This window comes from Herbiconiux flava (assembly GCF_013409865.1).
Classification (GTDB): Bacteria; Actinomycetota; Actinomycetes; order Actinomycetales; family Microbacteriaceae; genus Herbiconiux; species Herbiconiux flava.
Genome location: NZ_JACCBM010000001.1, coordinates 2,222,011 through 2,235,627, shown reverse-complemented (window position 1 = coordinate 2,235,627; position 13,617 = coordinate 2,222,011). Strand labels below are relative to the sequence as shown.

Genomic DNA, 13,617 nt, shown 5'->3' with positions numbered 1-13,617 from the left:
GCCGATTGGGGGCCCCTTCATTGACTCGGAATTGATCGCTCAACCTAGTTAGAGTCTCACTATGGCTGGCTATAGGAAACCGAAAACAAGGCTGCATCACGAGTTTGTGTACCTGAATCACGACACCGTCATCAACGCCCTGTCAGGCCTGGAGGCTGGAAAAATTGATGAGATCATCGAGAAGGTGAGCGAGGCGCGAGAGGGCGGCTTCGAAGGATCCCTTGGTTACGGCGCTGCGAAGGTAGGCGGTTCAAAGAAGAAGACCGCCAACGTCGAGGAGGAGTTGACCCGGTCCCGAACCCATTTTTCAGCGTTTGAAGCATGGCACTCACGCTTGGATGCCGCCGATGCATTCGGTGAACTGGACGAATGGGATCTCGCGACTCGAAACGAGATCGAGGTCGGCGACACAATAAAGTTCACCGCGACGGTCAGTCTCGCCCCCGTTCAGCAGGTACTGCTCACGTTCATGGATTTCGCCAAGCAGGCTGGCGACCCCTCTTCTCCGTTTAAACAGCCGACGGCAAAGCTCGCCGAAACTAAGAAGATCGCAAGCCAGATGAACAACTGGATGGGCGGGCGTGACGGCGCCCGCAGCATCCTCTCCTCAATAGCTCCCCTGGGTATTGCCACGCCGCGGGTGTTCGCGCGTCTAGCCGAGACCTATCTCGTGAATGGTGCTGGAGTCGTTGAAGGCGAGTTCACGGTCATTGCTCAGGTCGAACAGCTCATCAACCAGGGGAGCGCTGTCCCTGCGATCCGTGTACTTCGTGAAACGCCACCAACGCCCAAGGAAACAGAGACCATCACTGAAGCTCTGAAGAACTTCATCGAGCCCGCCGCAGGTCTTGGCCTAACGGTCACTCCTGGCGATATAACCCTAGAGTTCCCCGGAGTGCTGTTGCACCCGATAGCGATCTACCGCTAAAGGGGCTCGCGTTACCCGAATTTGCAGCCTGACTCGGGAGCCCGGAAAGGCGACCGAGGACAAGCGATCAGCGCGGTAGGGGCTCATCGGGGGTCTGCTGCGCCACGTCCACCACTCGCACCTGCACAAAGCAGCGTGGAAGCTGACCATGCAGTCCGGGGTGCCTCACCTCATTCCGCCGAGGTGGTCGACACGGAGCAGACACCGATCCCGACCACGCGCCGACGCACCATCCACCGACCGGCCGCCTGATCCGGCGCGCCCGCCCTCCTGACCGGCCATGGTCGTCGAGGGCAAGCGCGAAGCGCGCGGCAGCATCCGTCGGACAGCCGCCGACCGTCCTGCAGCGCGGGGCTGCCGCGCGCTCCGCGCTTGCCCACGATGGTCATGCCTGGGTTGGCAGCGGCATGCCGGCACGGGCTGCGGGTCGAAAGATCGGCCGGTCGATCAGCGAGCCGTGCCCCTGGTGCGAGCCCGAGCTCACTCCGCCAGGCGGGCGGCCTGGGCGTCGAGGAGGGTGTCGAGGGCCGACTCGAGGGAGGCCGCGTCGTCGGCGGCGAGGGTCTCCGAAATGTAGGCCTGCACGAGGCTCCAGTGGCCGTGGCCTTCCGCCCACCAGGTGAGCTGCTCGCCGTCGTCGCCCGAGAGCGGGCCGCGCACGCCGTGCCAGGGGCCGTGGTCGATGCGGGTCTGGGTGGAGGTACCGAGGCACGCGTCCACCTCGGCGTCGAGGAGGGCGATGGGTACGGAGGCGTCCGGCGCGCTCAGCACGGCGACGCCCACACCGCCGAGGAGGCGAGCGTTCTCGCCGAAGTCCTTGGCGAGGTCGAAGGTGGTGATCTGCGACTGCACGTCTTTCCAGGCTCCGTAGAACGCGGTCTGACGGGCCTCGTCGCAGGCCGAAGACGTGTCGCCCCACGCCGGCGTGTTCACGACCGTCGTGAAGACCGAGTCCGACCAGGGGCGGCCGTCGATCGCGCACAGCTCGGCGGCGGTGACGACCGGCGCGGCATCCGCGTCGGAGGGTGCGGGAGGGCAGGGGGCGGCTGCCGTGGCGGGGGTCGGGCCCGGGGCCGCGGGCGTGCAACCCGCGAGCGGGGCGGTCGCCACGACGAGGGCTGAGAGGGCGAGCAGGGCGCGCATCCGTCGCCATCGTGACGTGGGGGTGCGTGGGGTGGGCGCTACCGGCTGGGTCGAAGCACCGCGTGTCGATTCGCAGTCGAGCCCGAACTTGGTCATTAGAGTCGAGCCAATAGCTCAGCCTTCTTCGTCGCGAATTCTTCATCCGTGAGAATGCCGGCATCGCGCAACGAAGCCAGCTTGTGCAATTGTTCGGCAACGTCAATCTGGACCGCAGGGGTTGCTGCAACCTCGGCTGATATCTGCGTCTTCGTGGGGAATCGATCCTTAACGAGTCCTGAGACGAGATCGAAGGTCTTATCAACAATGGTGGGCTGGATCTCGTCCCCAGCCGCCCGAGCGGCGCTCACCGGCTCCGCATTCGGAATGCGCCTATCGGAAAGTACGAGCTCGAGATGCGTGAAGAGCGCTTCCGGCAGCTTCAAGAGCGATTGCTTTCCGTCTGCCCAGTCGATGCGCACGCGGCGATCAGGCTTCTTGGAATCGAAGGCAGCACCCACTGCTGCAGAAGCAGCTCTGCCGAACCGGCCAGGCAAGGCGACACCGGCTGCGGCCTTACCCATCGCGGTGATCGCGGTGTCCTTTTCTTCTATCGGTGTTTCCTGCCATGACTGAACGTTCTCAGCAATGATCTTGCGACCCTTGATCCCGGTCTGCACAACTAAGTCGCTTCCGAATGTCGCGGTAGTAACCCCTGCGTCGAGAAATGCGCCGCCGATAACACGTCCGAAGGAACTCATGCAGTGACTCTATTGGCTCAGGGCGGCGGGTACACGAGCCCTAGAGCGCCGAAGGAAGGCCGTTTCAGTCTGCCGACGGGAGGTCGAACCCGAGACTAAAAGGCCGAATAGGAACGTCTCGTCCGCCCACACGTTGGCTAACGGGTGGGCGGGGTCGAGCATCCGCTCTTCTCAGGCGCTGCGGAGGGCCTCGGCGTAGAAGTCGGCCGGGTCATTGGCCAGGGAGGCCTTGACCAGGCGGGACCAGTCGTCGACCAGGACCTCGATCGCGTCGGAGGCGACGCCGTCGAGGGCGGCGGCCGCGACCTCGCGCGGGGGCGTCATGGGGCCGTCGTAGCCGGCCATCATGTCGGTGTCGGCGGCTCCGAGGTGGATGCCCACGACGAGGGTGTTCTGGGCGGCGAGCTCGAGGCGGACGCCGTTCGTCATCGCCCATTCGGCGGCCTTGGCGACGGCGTATCCGTTGGCGCCGTTCGTGGAGAACCAGGAGAGGGCCGAGTGGATGTCGACGATCGCTCCCCCGCCGTTGGCCGCGAGCACGGGGGCGAAGGCACGGATGACGCCGAGGGTGCCGAAGAGGTGGGTGTCGAGTTCGCGGCGGAGGCCGTCCAGGTCGTTCGCGCCCAGGAGGTTGGCGCCGGTGGTGATGCCGGCGTTGTTGATGAGGAGGGTGAGGTCGGTGGCTCGGGCGGCGGCATCCGCGATGGAGGTGTCGTCGAGCAGGTCGAGGCGGAGGACCTCCACCCGAGCGTCGGTGAACTCGGTCTCCTTCACGTTGTCGGGGTTGCGGACGGCCGCGTAGACCTTCGCGGCGCCGCGGTCGAGCAGTTCGTCGACGAAGCGGCGGCCGATGCCGCGGTTGGCTCCGGTGACGAGGGCGACGGATCCGGCGATATTCATGGGTGTCCCTTCGGGTTCTGCCGCACGGGGCGGCTCTTCTCTCGTAGGCTAAGACCTCACGTTGACGTCAAGGGCAAGTCGAGGGTGTGCTGATGGTGTTGTTGGATGAGTCGCTGGTCGAGATGCGGATCGGGGAGCTCGCGGCTCGGGCGGGAGTCAGTACTCGGGCGCTGCGGTATTACGAGGAGCAGGGCATCCTTCACTCGTCGCGGACGGCCAGCGGGCAGCGGGTCTATGGCTCTTCGGCCGTGGATCGGGTGCGGTTGATTCAGCATCTGTTCTCGGCGGGGCTGGCCAGTCGGACGATCGCGCTGATTCTGCCGTGCGTGGATACGGGGCATGCGCCGCCGAAGATGCTGCTCAGCCTGCACCGGGAGCGGGACCGAATCTCGCAGCTCATGGCGGATCTCGAGGTGGCTCGGGGGCGGTTGGATGAGGTGATCTCGATGACGGAGAACCCGGATGAGGCGCGGTGTGAGGCTGTGCGGGATTCGGCGGGGAGGACGTCGGCGATCCTCGGCGCGGCGGTCTGACCAGGAGCCGGCTGGCCCGATTGGGGGGACGCGCTCGTCGGACGGGCATCCTTACTGTCGAGTGTGCCCTCGAAACGCGTGAAGTCTCCCCGTCTCCGTCGGGCGCTCGCCGCCTCGGCCGTCACCTGCGTCGTAGCGGGGGTCGCGATGGCGGGGGCTCTGCCGGCGGCTGCTGCGCCGGCGACGGATGCCCGGGGTGCGGTGATCGCGAGCGGCGAGGAACGGGCATCCGACACCATTCCCGCACCCGGCAGCCCCGGCGCACCCGGCGCCGAAGCCGACGACGGGCTGTACCACCCGCCGACCCATGTGCCCAACTCACCCGGGGCGAACGCGGTCGCACTGTCGAGCAAGCCCGGGGCGGCGGCGACCCTCTGGCTGAACTTCGACGGCGGCGTGCTGCAGTACACCCCATGGAATACTCTCTGGCAGCAGGACGCCGCCACGCCGATCGTCTACCCGCCGGTGAACGTCGACACGATCGAACTGCGGAGCCGGATCTTCGATCGGGTGGCCGAGATCTTCGCGCCGTTCGACGTGAACGTGACGACCGTGTACCCGGGCGTCGAGAAGCTCGACCGGACCAGCGCCGACGACCTCGAGTACGGTGCCACGGCGATGATCACCGCACGCGGGCTCGACGGGCTGCTCGGGGTCGCGCAGGAGGGCTCGTTCGGCGTTCTCGGATCGAACTACTTCTGGGTGTCGAACAACGGCGAGTACACCTCGGCCAGTCATCTCGGCGCCGTCGTGGCGCACGAGGCGGGACACACCCTGGGCTTGGCGCACAGCGGCTTCTCGCGCTCGGGCCAGGTGCCCGACGAGTACTACGGCCCGCAATCGGGTCTCTGGTCACCCGTCATGGGACTGGGGGACCGCCCGCTCGTGCGCTGGTCGGACAACCTCTACCCGCACTCGACCATCGTCCAAGACGACCTCGCCGTCATCACCACCCCTGAAGCGCAGATCACGACCGAGACGGTCTACGTTCCCGGCAGCCGCGAGCTTCTCCCGAGCGACAAGGGGTACTGCGAGGTCGACGGCATCGCGTGGATGATCCCCCTCGAGCAGGACACCTGCCCCACCACTCCGAACCTCGACCCCGCACTGCGGCTGGAGATCGCCCGTGGCGTGACGGGCCGCATCGCCTACCGCTCCGACGACTTCGGCGACGACCCCGCCTCGGCGACGACCCTCGATCAGTCGACGGATGCGCCGAGCGAGGTCGAGGGCATCATCAGCACCAACACCGACCGTGATGCCTTCCGGTTCACCTCGGTCGGTGGGCCGGTGCACTTGTGGGCGCGGCCTGCTCCGATCGGGCCGAACCTGGACATCCTGCTGACCGTCACCGATGCATCGGGCGCCGAGGTCGCGCGGATCGACCCGCCCGCCGAGGAGGCCGGCACGTACTTCGCCCCTTACGCGAACGGGTTGGACGCAGAGACCGAGCTGGTGCTGCCGGCGGGCGAGTACGTGGCGACGGTGTCGGGGGTCGGGTTCGGTGATCTCGACGACAACACCGAGTTCGCGTCTCCGGCGGCGCCTCAGTACGGGTCGCTGGGTCAGTATTCGCTGGCGGTGACTTCTGCGCCTGCGCCTGGACCTGGGCCCGCGCCTTCGCCAGCGCCCTCTCCGGGTCCGGCGCCCGTGCCTTCGCCGTCGTCATCGCCCTCGGCGGCGTTGGCTGCCACCGGGCAGCCGCTGCCGGTGCTTCCCCTGGTCGGCGCCCTGGTGGCGATCGCTGCAGCAGTCGTCGCGCTTGGGCTGACTACGCGTCGCCGACGCGCCCGCCCCTGACGTCGATGCCCGAGCGGCGCAGTACGTGAGTCACGGTTGAAGCTCCTGGTCAGGGCGTTCAGGCCGAGTTGAGGGCCGTGAGAGCCTCGAAGAGGGCTGCGCGCTGGGGTTCGTCGAGGGGGGCGAAGAGGGCGGGTAGCTGCGCGGCCGCGATGCGGCGGCCGGCCGCGAGGGCATCCGCGCCAGCGGGAGTGAGGGTGTGCTCGAGGCGGCGGCCGTGGCCGGGGGTGCGGGCGACCAGGCCGCGGGCGACGAGGCGAGTCGCGAGGGTGCCGAACGCCTGGTCGCTCTGGAAGGTCGCGACCGCCAGGGTGTGAGCCGAGGCGCCGGGCGCCTGGTCGATCGCGCGGAGGGCGTCCCACTGCACGAGGCTGACGCCGACGTCCTGGAGGGCGGCGTCCATCGTGCGGTGGTTTCGGTACTGCGCTCGCTTGAGCGCCTGGCCGAGCAGTTCCAGATCGGTGGACATGGTGCTACCGTATCAGCAGGTTTGTATAAACATGTTGATTCGGAGTGGTCATGGTTCTGGAGTTCGTATCCCGCGCATCCGTCGTCGAAGCCGGCGAGGTCGGGCAGCCCCTCGCCCTCGTGCTGCACGGGGGTGGCGGGCCACGCACGGTCGCGCCTCTCGTCGGGCATCTCGGAAAAGGGCGGCGGGTGCTCGCGTCGACGCATCCGGGGTGGGAGGGGACGGCACTGCCCGAGTCGCTGACATCGGTGGCGCAGCTCGCCGCCGACTATCTGGAGCTACTGGCCGAGGAGCCCCGCGACGGTGGGGTGACTGTCGTCGGGTCGTCGATCGGCGGGTGGATCGCTCTCGAGATGGCGGTGCAAGCGGCGAAGGATGCGCGCTTCGAACGCCTGATCGGGTCGGTGATCGTCATCGACTCGGTGGGCGTCGAGGTCGCGGGCGAGCCGATCGCCGACTTCTTCTCGCTCAGCCCCCGGCAGCTCGCCGAGCTCGCGTGGCACGACGCCGATCGCGGATACCTGGATCCGGCGGGGTTCTCGGTCGAGCAGCGGGCCGTGCTGGCCGGCAACGCCCACGCGATGAAGGCGATCGCCGGGAGCGGGATGGCCGACCCGACGCTGCTCGGCCGGCTCTCCGCGGTGAGTGTGCCGACGCTGGTGGTGTGGGGCGCGAGCGACCGCGTCGTGACTCCGTCGTACGGGCGCGCCCTGGCCACCGCCGTGCCCGGTGCCGAGTTCGCCGAGGTCGAGCAGGCCGGGCATCTCCCCCACCTCGAGCAGCCGGCAGCGACGTTCGCCGTGATCGAGAGGTTCCTCGGCGCGACGCGCTGAGCGGGCATCCGGTCACGATCGCTTCGAAGGTCGACCCGGCGTTGGCCTGAGCAGGAATTACTCAGTGGCCTCTAGTAACGCAACCCGTTACCATTGGGCATGATCCACTCGTTCGCCAACCTCGACACCGAACGGGTCTGGTACCGACAGCACGTTCGTCGGTTCGGGCCCGATCTGCAGCGAATGGCGAATCGCAAGCTCCTTCTCCTCGACGCGGCTGAGGACCTGAACGAGCTTCGAATACCGCCAGGCAACCGGCTGGAGAAGCTGTCCGGCGACCGAGCCGGCCAGCACAGCATCCGAATCAACGAACAATGGCGAATCTGCTTCACCTGGACCGCAACCGGCCCGGTTGACGTGGCAATCGTCGACTACCACTGAGAGGAGACACCATGAGTACCGCACATGAGCCGATTCACCCGGGCGAGGTTCTTCTCGAGGAGTTCCTGAAGCCGATGGGCGTCAGCCAGTATCGACTGGCGCAGACCATCAAGGTACCGGCGCGGCGGATCAACGAGATCGTTCTGGGGAAGCGCGGCATCTCCCCCGACACCGCGTCGCGGCTCGCTCGGGCGTTCGGTACTTCGGATCGGTTCTGGACGAACCTGCAGACGCGGTACGACCTCGAGCTGGTGACTGAGGCGAAGGGCGACGAGCTCGATCAGATCGTGCCACTGCTCAGCGCGTGACTCCGGCTGAGCCACCCCGGCGCTAGCGGAGTTCGGCGGCCGCCGCTCGGAGCTCGGTGAAGGCGGCCGCCGTGTAGGTGGCCAGCTCGCCCGGGGTGTCGTCGTGCGACGGGTCGGACCAGCGGCGGTAGCCGAGGCCGAAGGCGAGCACGCCGAGCTCGGCGGCGACCTGCGCCGCGGTGTCGCTGACGCCGCGGGTTCGCAGCGCATCCGCCATCGCCGCCGCCAGGCCGATGCTCTTCATCGCGTTGCGGGCGCGCAGCTCCTCGTTCGCGTCGATGGCCGCGTGCAGGCGGGGGCCGAGGCCGCGGTTGAAGTCGGTCATCGCAGCGGATGCGCGCGCGAGCCCTGCCGCCACCGCCTCGAGTGGGGTCGCCTCCGCCGGCGCCTCGCGGATGCCCTCGGCGAGCAGGCCGCTGAGCATCTCCTGCCCCGCCGAGAGCAGTTCGCGCTTGTCGCTGAAGTGCCGGAAGAACGTGCTGCGGGTCAGTTCGGCGCGCTCCGCGATCTGGGCGACCGTCGTCTCGTCGTAGCCCTGCTCGGTGAAGAGGTCGAGGGCCGCTTCGACGAGGCGGTCGCGCGCATCCGGTTTCCATCTGGGCATGAGGTCATTCTACGTGATGCGATATCTGTCTCATCAGGGTGCTATGGTGATGGGACATCAGTCGCATCATCTGTGGAGGTCTCTCATGCGCGTCTTCATCACCGGGGCAACCGGACTCATCGGCTCGGCCGTCGTGGCCGAACTGCTCGCGAACGGGCACTCCGTCATCGCTCTCACCCGCTCGGACGCGTCGACGGCCGCGGCTCTTGCAGCCGGCGCCACCGTCGTCCGGGGCTCGCTCGTCGACCTCGACGTGCTGCGATCGTCGGCCACCGACGCCGATGGAATCATCCACCTCGCGTTCGGCAACGACTTCAGCTCGGCCGAGGCGCTTGCGCAGAACGTCGCCGAGGAGTCGGCCGCTCTCGAAGCTCTTGGTGACGCCCTCGTCGGCACGGGCAAGCCGTTCGTCACGGTCTCGGGCACGCCGTGGATCCCGGGGCGCGCGTCGACCGAGAACGACCCGCTGCCCCTCGACGGGCCGGTCGGCGGGCGCGGCATCTCGGTAGAGCGGATGCTCGGCCTCTCGTCGCGCGGAGTGCGCAGCTCGGCCATCCGTCTCCCCCGCACCGTGCACAACGAGGGGCAGGGCGGGTTCGCCGGACTGCTGACGCAGTTCGCGCGGCAAACCGGGGTCGCGGGGTACCCGGGCGACGGGACTCAGCGGTGGCCGGCCGTGCATGCGCTGGATGCGGCGATGCTGTTCCGGCTCGCGCTCGAGGGGTCGCCTGCCGCGCGGGCGTGGCACGCGGTCGACGACGAGGGCGACACGGTGCTCGACATCGTCTCGGTCATCGGGCGGCGCCTCGGGCTGCCGGTCGAACCGCGCCCCCTCGAGGACTTCGGCCCGATCGGCCCGGTCTTCGCGACCGACCAGCCGGCGTCGAGCGCCCTCACGCGCGCGGAGCTCGGCTGGGAGCCGACGCACCCCCGCCTGCTCGCCGACCTCGAGAACCTGACGGCCTGAGTACCTGAACGCTCGAGCTCGTGCGGGCTGTCGTGCCAGAATCAGGCGTGATTAGGCGCGGATCGAGGCACCGGCGGGAGCTCCGGTCGGCCGAACCCCTTCGGCTCACGGGGGCTGTGCTGAGCGGCGTAGCTCTCATGCTCGCTGTTCCCATGCTCTTCTCCGGGTTGTTCCTGCTTCTCGTGATGCCGCAGGACGCTCCGGTTTACGCCGACACCTCCCAGCAGGCGGAGTGCTCGGTGGTGTCGGCGGTGCGAGGCAGTACGACGACGGTCACCCTTCCGCTGGAGCAAGCCGGCAGCACGGGACCGGACTGGTACATCAGAAGTATCGACCCGCTCGGCAGTTCGAACGCGATCGTGTCGTCGAGACAGTTCATCGGGGCGACCGTCCAGGGGGCCGTCCGGTTCGAGGTGCGACCACTGAATCCCGACCTTCCGTATTCGTTCGAGGCTGTGGCAGTCACGTTCGGCCGCGAAGACGAGGTGCGGCACCAGGTGATGCGGCTCGCTTTGAGGAGCGACGCCGGTGATTGCCAGGTCGATGTGGGGCAGGTTCTTCAAGGCTGATCCGGTCGATCCGAGCGCATTGGCGGTGACCGGAGGCCGGATGTCGGCGATCGCCTCTATAGTTGCCGCAATCCCTACACTCACGCCGTTCCGACGACCGCGAAAGTAGGACAACCATGCCGAAGCGTGCACATCGTGCAAACCAAAGCCGCCCCCACGCGAACGCTCAGAGCTCGAGTTCAGGCGCCCAGAGAATATCCATTGAACTGGGTTCAGCCGAGCGAGCGCGGTTCTCTGCGTTGGTCGACGTCACCGGACGATCTGCCGCAGATGTCGCACGCGATCTGGTGATCGCGGCTATGGACGAACTGGAGGACAATGTCCGGGCCGACGCTGCAGCCCGCAAAATGCTTGCATCCATCAGGGCGTCGCATCCCGTTGCGGAGGTCGAGCCAGGGCCGGACCCTCGATCGGTGGGCCGCCCACTCCCCGACTGAGATCGCCCGGGCACGCCTTCACGGTCGGAGGCGGCCGGGCGGACCCTCAGAGGGCCGCCGGGCGGGGCTTGAGGGAGACCAGGAGGAGGGCGCCGAGGGCCGCCGAGACGCCGCCCGTGATGAGGGCCGTCTGCACGCCGATGCCGTCGACCAGGAGGCCGCCGATGATGGCGCCGAGGGCGATCGCCACCTGGAACGTCGCCGACTGGAGGCCGCCGACGCTCTCGAGGCGGGTGGGTTCGGCGCGGGCCATCCACGTGGTGAGCGTGGTGGGCACGGCTCCGAAGCCGAGGCCCCAGACGGCGACCGCGGCGATCAGGCCGGGCGTCGTCGAACCCGCGAGAGCGAAGGTGATCATCGCTGCGCCTAGGAGGACGGGGAAGAGGAGGACGGCGACGCGCATCCGCTTGTCTGCGAGGGGGCCCGCCACGAGGTTGCCCGCCGTGACCGCGATGCCGTAGACGACGAGCAGCAGCGAGAGCTGCGAGGGGTCGAGACCGCCGATGTCGGTGGCCGCTGGTCGGATGTACGTGAAGCCGGTGAAGTGGCCGGCGGCGATCAGGGCGGTGGCGAGGAGGCCGAGCAGGATGAAGCGGGAACGGAGGGTGGCGAGCAGCGGTCGGAAGCCCGGGGCGCCGGTCGAGCGCACGCTCGGCAGCACGAGCAGCTGCACGACGACCGCGATCACGCCGACGACCGCGGCGAGCACGAAGACGGCGCGCCAGCCCCAGAGCTCGCCGAGCCAGGTTCCGAGCGGGATGGCGGCGACGGTGGCCAGCGAGACGCCGACGTTCACCACCGTGAGGCCGCGGCCGAGGCGGTCGGCGGGCACCAGGCGGGCGGTGATGGAGATGGCGAGGGCCCAGAATCCGCCGAGGGAGATGCCGAGGAGCACGCGCGCGATCAGGAGCACGGAGTAGCTGGGGGCGATCGCGACGAGGAGGTCGGAGACGACGGCGAGGGCCGAGAGGCCGAGCATGAGGTAGCGGCGGTCGACGCGCGGGAGGAGCACCGGGATGGTCAGGCCCGCGATGGCGGCGACGATGGCCGTGACGCTGACCGACTGGCCGGCGACGCCCTCGGTGACACCGAGGTCGGCCGCCACGCGGGTGAGGAGGCTGGCGGGGAGGAACTCGGCCATGACGATGGCGAAGACGCCGAGGCCCAGCGAGACGACGCCGAGCCAGGAGGTGGGAGTGGGGGTCGTGCCCGTGTCGGACGGGCGGGTGTTCGGAGCAGTGGGGGTGCCGGAGCCCGCGGCCGGCGCGGAGATCGTGGCCGTGCTGGCGGTGCCGGGTGAGGCGAGCTCGTTCGAGGTCATGAGGTGGTGCAACTCCGTGGGGGCTGTGGCATTCCCGAGGGTGCGTTCTGTGACGGGCGAGGGCGTCGTGGCATTCCCGAGGGTGCGTTCTGTGGCGGGCGTGGGGCCTGCGACGGGCGTGGTGCGAGGGTGCGTTCTGTGACAAGCGGGGCGGCCCGACGGGCGTGGTGCGAGGGTGCGTTCTGTGACGGACGGGGCGGGCCGACGGGCGTGGGGCGAGGGTGCGTTCTGTGACGGGCGGGGCGGGCCGACGGGCGTCGGAGCACGCGCCGTGAGACGGTGGAGCCATGGCGAGGTCGACGAGGGGTGACGCGGTGCGCATCGGGGGCAACCCCGGGCTGGGGAGCTGGAAGCTCGTGCTGGTGGTCACGGCGGTGTGCGGCGGCGTGCTCTCGGCGTTCCCAGGGGCGGCCTACGTGGCACTCGGGCTCGGCGAATGGAGCTGGGTGCTCGGCTTCCTGACCGCGTGGGCGATCATCGCGGGCGCGCTGCTGCTCGGCCTCCACCTCGCCTACGGCGGCCTCGTCTGGTACCCGTCCGAGCGGGCGGTGGAGTTGCGCGGCCGGCGGGTGCCCGTCGACACGATCACCGAGGCGTGGCGGTCGCTCAGCTCGAACGGCACCGCGACCTACGTCGTCTACCGCTTCGTCTCGACCGAGGGGCCGTCGGTGCGGTTGCTCGTCGCGGGACGTCCGATGAAGGGGCTCGACGCCGCCGGCGTGAAGGCTCTGGCGCGCTTCGTGCGCGAGCTGCCGCTGGTGGTTCCGGATGCTCGCCCCGACGTCCTCGGCGACACCGACGCTCCCCGGCTGACCGATCGCCAGCGCGCCGCTGCGGTATCCCTCACGACCGGCGGCGGCAAGTCCCGGGTCGGGCGCGAGACGCTGCTCACCGAGCTGGGCGCCGACGAGCCGACCGACGGCGACCACCTCGAGCCCGCGGCACCGGCCGATGACGAGCCCGCATATCTGCCGCCGGCATCCACTCGTCGACACCGGCCGGCCGGTGATCGTGTGGTCATCTCGGCCCGCGAGGCCGCCCGCCTGGAGCGTGAGTGGGAAGCCGACGATCAGCACGCCGAGCGGATGCTCGCCGCCGACCCCGGCCGAGCTCAGACTTTCCGGCGCCTCTTCTTCTGGCTGACGGTCGGCTCGTTGACTGTGGCCGTCATCGCGATCGTGCTCGCGATCGTCGGGGAGGACAGCAGTGACGGCCTGCTGGGGTCGCTCGACGACGACCTCGTCGTCGCGCTGATCATCGGGCCCGGGCTTCTCGGCCTGCTCTTCTACATCGGGCTGTGCGCGGCCTCGGATGCGCAGCTCCGCCACGTCCGCCGCCTCGGCCGGCGCTGGCTCGACGAGCGCTCGCGAGACGACCCTGAGGTGCAGACCCGCGGCCTCGCCGCTTCCCTGCTCGCGGCGTGGGTGGGGTCGGCGCTTCGCCTCCGCTCCGTGCTGGCGTTCCTGCTCTGCCTGCTGGGGTCGTTCATAGTCGTCGCCTCCGTCTTCTTCTTCACCGAAAACTCACCGCTCGGCGGCGCGCTGTGCCTGGCGATCGGGGTCGCTCTCGTGGTGGTCGCGGTGCTGCTGTTCCTGCGGGTGCAGCGACGCAAGCGGGCCGATGCAGAGCAGCTCGTCCTCCTCGGCGGCTGGCGCGTGCTGCCGCCCGAGATCGAGCGCTGACCTCG

15 protein-coding genes are annotated in these 13,617 nt (G+C 68.9%); 9 read left to right on the top strand and 6 right to left on the bottom strand.

Features of this window, described 5'->3' with window-relative positions:
• Nucleotides 1-61 precede the first annotated feature (61 nt).
• On the top strand, nt 62-928 hold the full coding sequence (locus tag BJ984_RS10845; RefSeq protein ID WP_179548027.1) for a DUF6414 family protein: 867 nt from the start codon (nt 62-64) through the stop codon (nt 926-928).
• Nucleotides 929-1,408: 480 nt separating this feature from the next.
• On the opposite strand, the gene BJ984_RS10840 is transcribed toward BJ984_RS10845, so the two are convergent.
• From BJ984_RS10840 to BJ984_RS10830, 3 genes are all read right to left on the bottom strand, one after another.
• Nucleotides 1,409-2,071: a hypothetical protein gene (locus BJ984_RS10840; protein WP_179546279.1), complete on the bottom strand. Its 663-nt coding sequence runs from the start codon at nt 2,069-2,071 to the stop codon at nt 1,409-1,411.
• Between the two features lie 95 nt (nt 2,072-2,166).
• Nucleotides 2,167-2,808, bottom strand: coding sequence for an SHOCT domain-containing protein (locus BJ984_RS10835; protein ID WP_179548026.1), 642 nt, complete (start codon nt 2,806-2,808; stop codon nt 2,167-2,169).
• Between the two features lie 171 nt (nt 2,809-2,979).
• On the bottom strand, nt 2,980-3,708 hold the full coding sequence (locus BJ984_RS10830; protein WP_179548025.1) for an SDR family oxidoreductase: 729 nt from the start codon (nt 3,706-3,708) through the stop codon (nt 2,980-2,982).
• A gap of 92 nt (nt 3,709-3,800) precedes the next feature.
• Between BJ984_RS10830 and BJ984_RS10825 the strand changes: the two genes are divergently transcribed.
• Both BJ984_RS10825 and BJ984_RS10820 read left to right on the top strand, forming a co-directional pair.
• Entirely contained in the window at nt 3,801-4,241 is a 441-nt protein-coding gene (locus BJ984_RS10825; RefSeq protein WP_246306454.1) for a MerR family transcriptional regulator, read from the top strand.
• Nucleotides 4,242-4,319: 78 nt separating this feature from the next.
• Nucleotides 4,320-6,041, top strand: coding sequence for a zinc metalloprotease (locus BJ984_RS10820; RefSeq protein ID WP_179548024.1), 1,722 nt, complete (start codon nt 4,320-4,322; stop codon nt 6,039-6,041).
• Between the two features lie 58 nt (nt 6,042-6,099).
• Here BJ984_RS10820 and BJ984_RS10815 read toward each other — a convergent pair whose 3' ends face one another.
• Entirely contained in the window at nt 6,100-6,510 is a 411-nt protein-coding gene (locus BJ984_RS10815) for a MarR family winged helix-turn-helix transcriptional regulator (protein ID WP_179548023.1), read from the bottom strand.
• A 50-nt stretch (nt 6,511-6,560) separates the two neighbouring features.
• Here BJ984_RS10815 and BJ984_RS10810 point away from each other — a divergent pair, with 50 nt between their 5' ends.
• The 3 genes from BJ984_RS10810 to BJ984_RS10800 all read left to right on the top strand — a co-directional run bounded on the left by BJ984_RS10810 (nt 6,561) and on the right by BJ984_RS10800 (nt 8,032).
• Nucleotides 6,561-7,343 (top strand): alpha/beta fold hydrolase, encoded by a 783-nt coding sequence (locus tag BJ984_RS10810; RefSeq protein WP_179548022.1) that lies wholly within the window; start codon nt 6,561-6,563, stop codon nt 7,341-7,343.
• Between the two features lie 99 nt (nt 7,344-7,442).
• The gene (locus tag BJ984_RS10805) at nt 7,443-7,724 is read left to right on the top strand and encodes a type II toxin-antitoxin system RelE/ParE family toxin (protein WP_179548021.1); all 282 of its coding nucleotides are present in this window, start codon (nt 7,443-7,445) and stop codon (nt 7,722-7,724) included.
• An 11-nt stretch (nt 7,725-7,735) separates the two neighbouring features.
• Entirely contained in the window at nt 7,736-8,032 is a 297-nt protein-coding gene (locus BJ984_RS10800; protein ID WP_179548020.1) for a HigA family addiction module antitoxin, read from the top strand.
• 22 nt (nt 8,033-8,054) lie between these two features.
• Here BJ984_RS10800 and BJ984_RS10795 read toward each other — a convergent pair whose 3' ends face one another.
• Nucleotides 8,055-8,636 (bottom strand): TetR/AcrR family transcriptional regulator, encoded by a 582-nt coding sequence (locus tag BJ984_RS10795; protein WP_179548019.1) that lies wholly within the window; start codon nt 8,634-8,636, stop codon nt 8,055-8,057.
• An 85-nt stretch (nt 8,637-8,721) separates the two neighbouring features.
• Between BJ984_RS10795 and BJ984_RS10790 the strand changes: the two genes are divergently transcribed.
• Together BJ984_RS10790 and BJ984_RS10785 are read left to right on the top strand one after the other, a co-directional pair.
• The gene (locus BJ984_RS10790; RefSeq protein WP_179548018.1) at nt 8,722-9,603 is read left to right on the top strand and encodes an SDR family oxidoreductase; all 882 of its coding nucleotides are present in this window, start codon (nt 8,722-8,724) and stop codon (nt 9,601-9,603) included.
• Nucleotides 9,604-9,755: 152 nt separating this feature from the next.
• A complete protein-coding gene (locus BJ984_RS10785; RefSeq protein WP_179548017.1) occupies nt 9,756-10,172 on the top strand; it encodes a hypothetical protein in 417 nt (138 codons plus the stop codon).
• A gap of 483 nt (nt 10,173-10,655) precedes the next feature.
• On the opposite strand, the gene BJ984_RS10780 is transcribed toward BJ984_RS10785, so the two are convergent.
• Complete coding sequence (locus BJ984_RS10780) at nt 10,656-11,930, bottom strand: MFS transporter (RefSeq protein ID WP_179548016.1); 1,275 nt, start codon at nt 11,928-11,930, stop codon at nt 10,656-10,658.
• A 287-nt stretch (nt 11,931-12,217) separates the two neighbouring features.
• Between BJ984_RS10780 and BJ984_RS10775 the strand changes: the two genes are divergently transcribed.
• On the top strand, nt 12,218-13,612 hold the full coding sequence (locus tag BJ984_RS10775; RefSeq protein ID WP_179548015.1) for a hypothetical protein: 1,395 nt from the start codon (nt 12,218-12,220) through the stop codon (nt 13,610-13,612).
• Nucleotides 13,613-13,617: the final 5 nt, after the last annotated feature.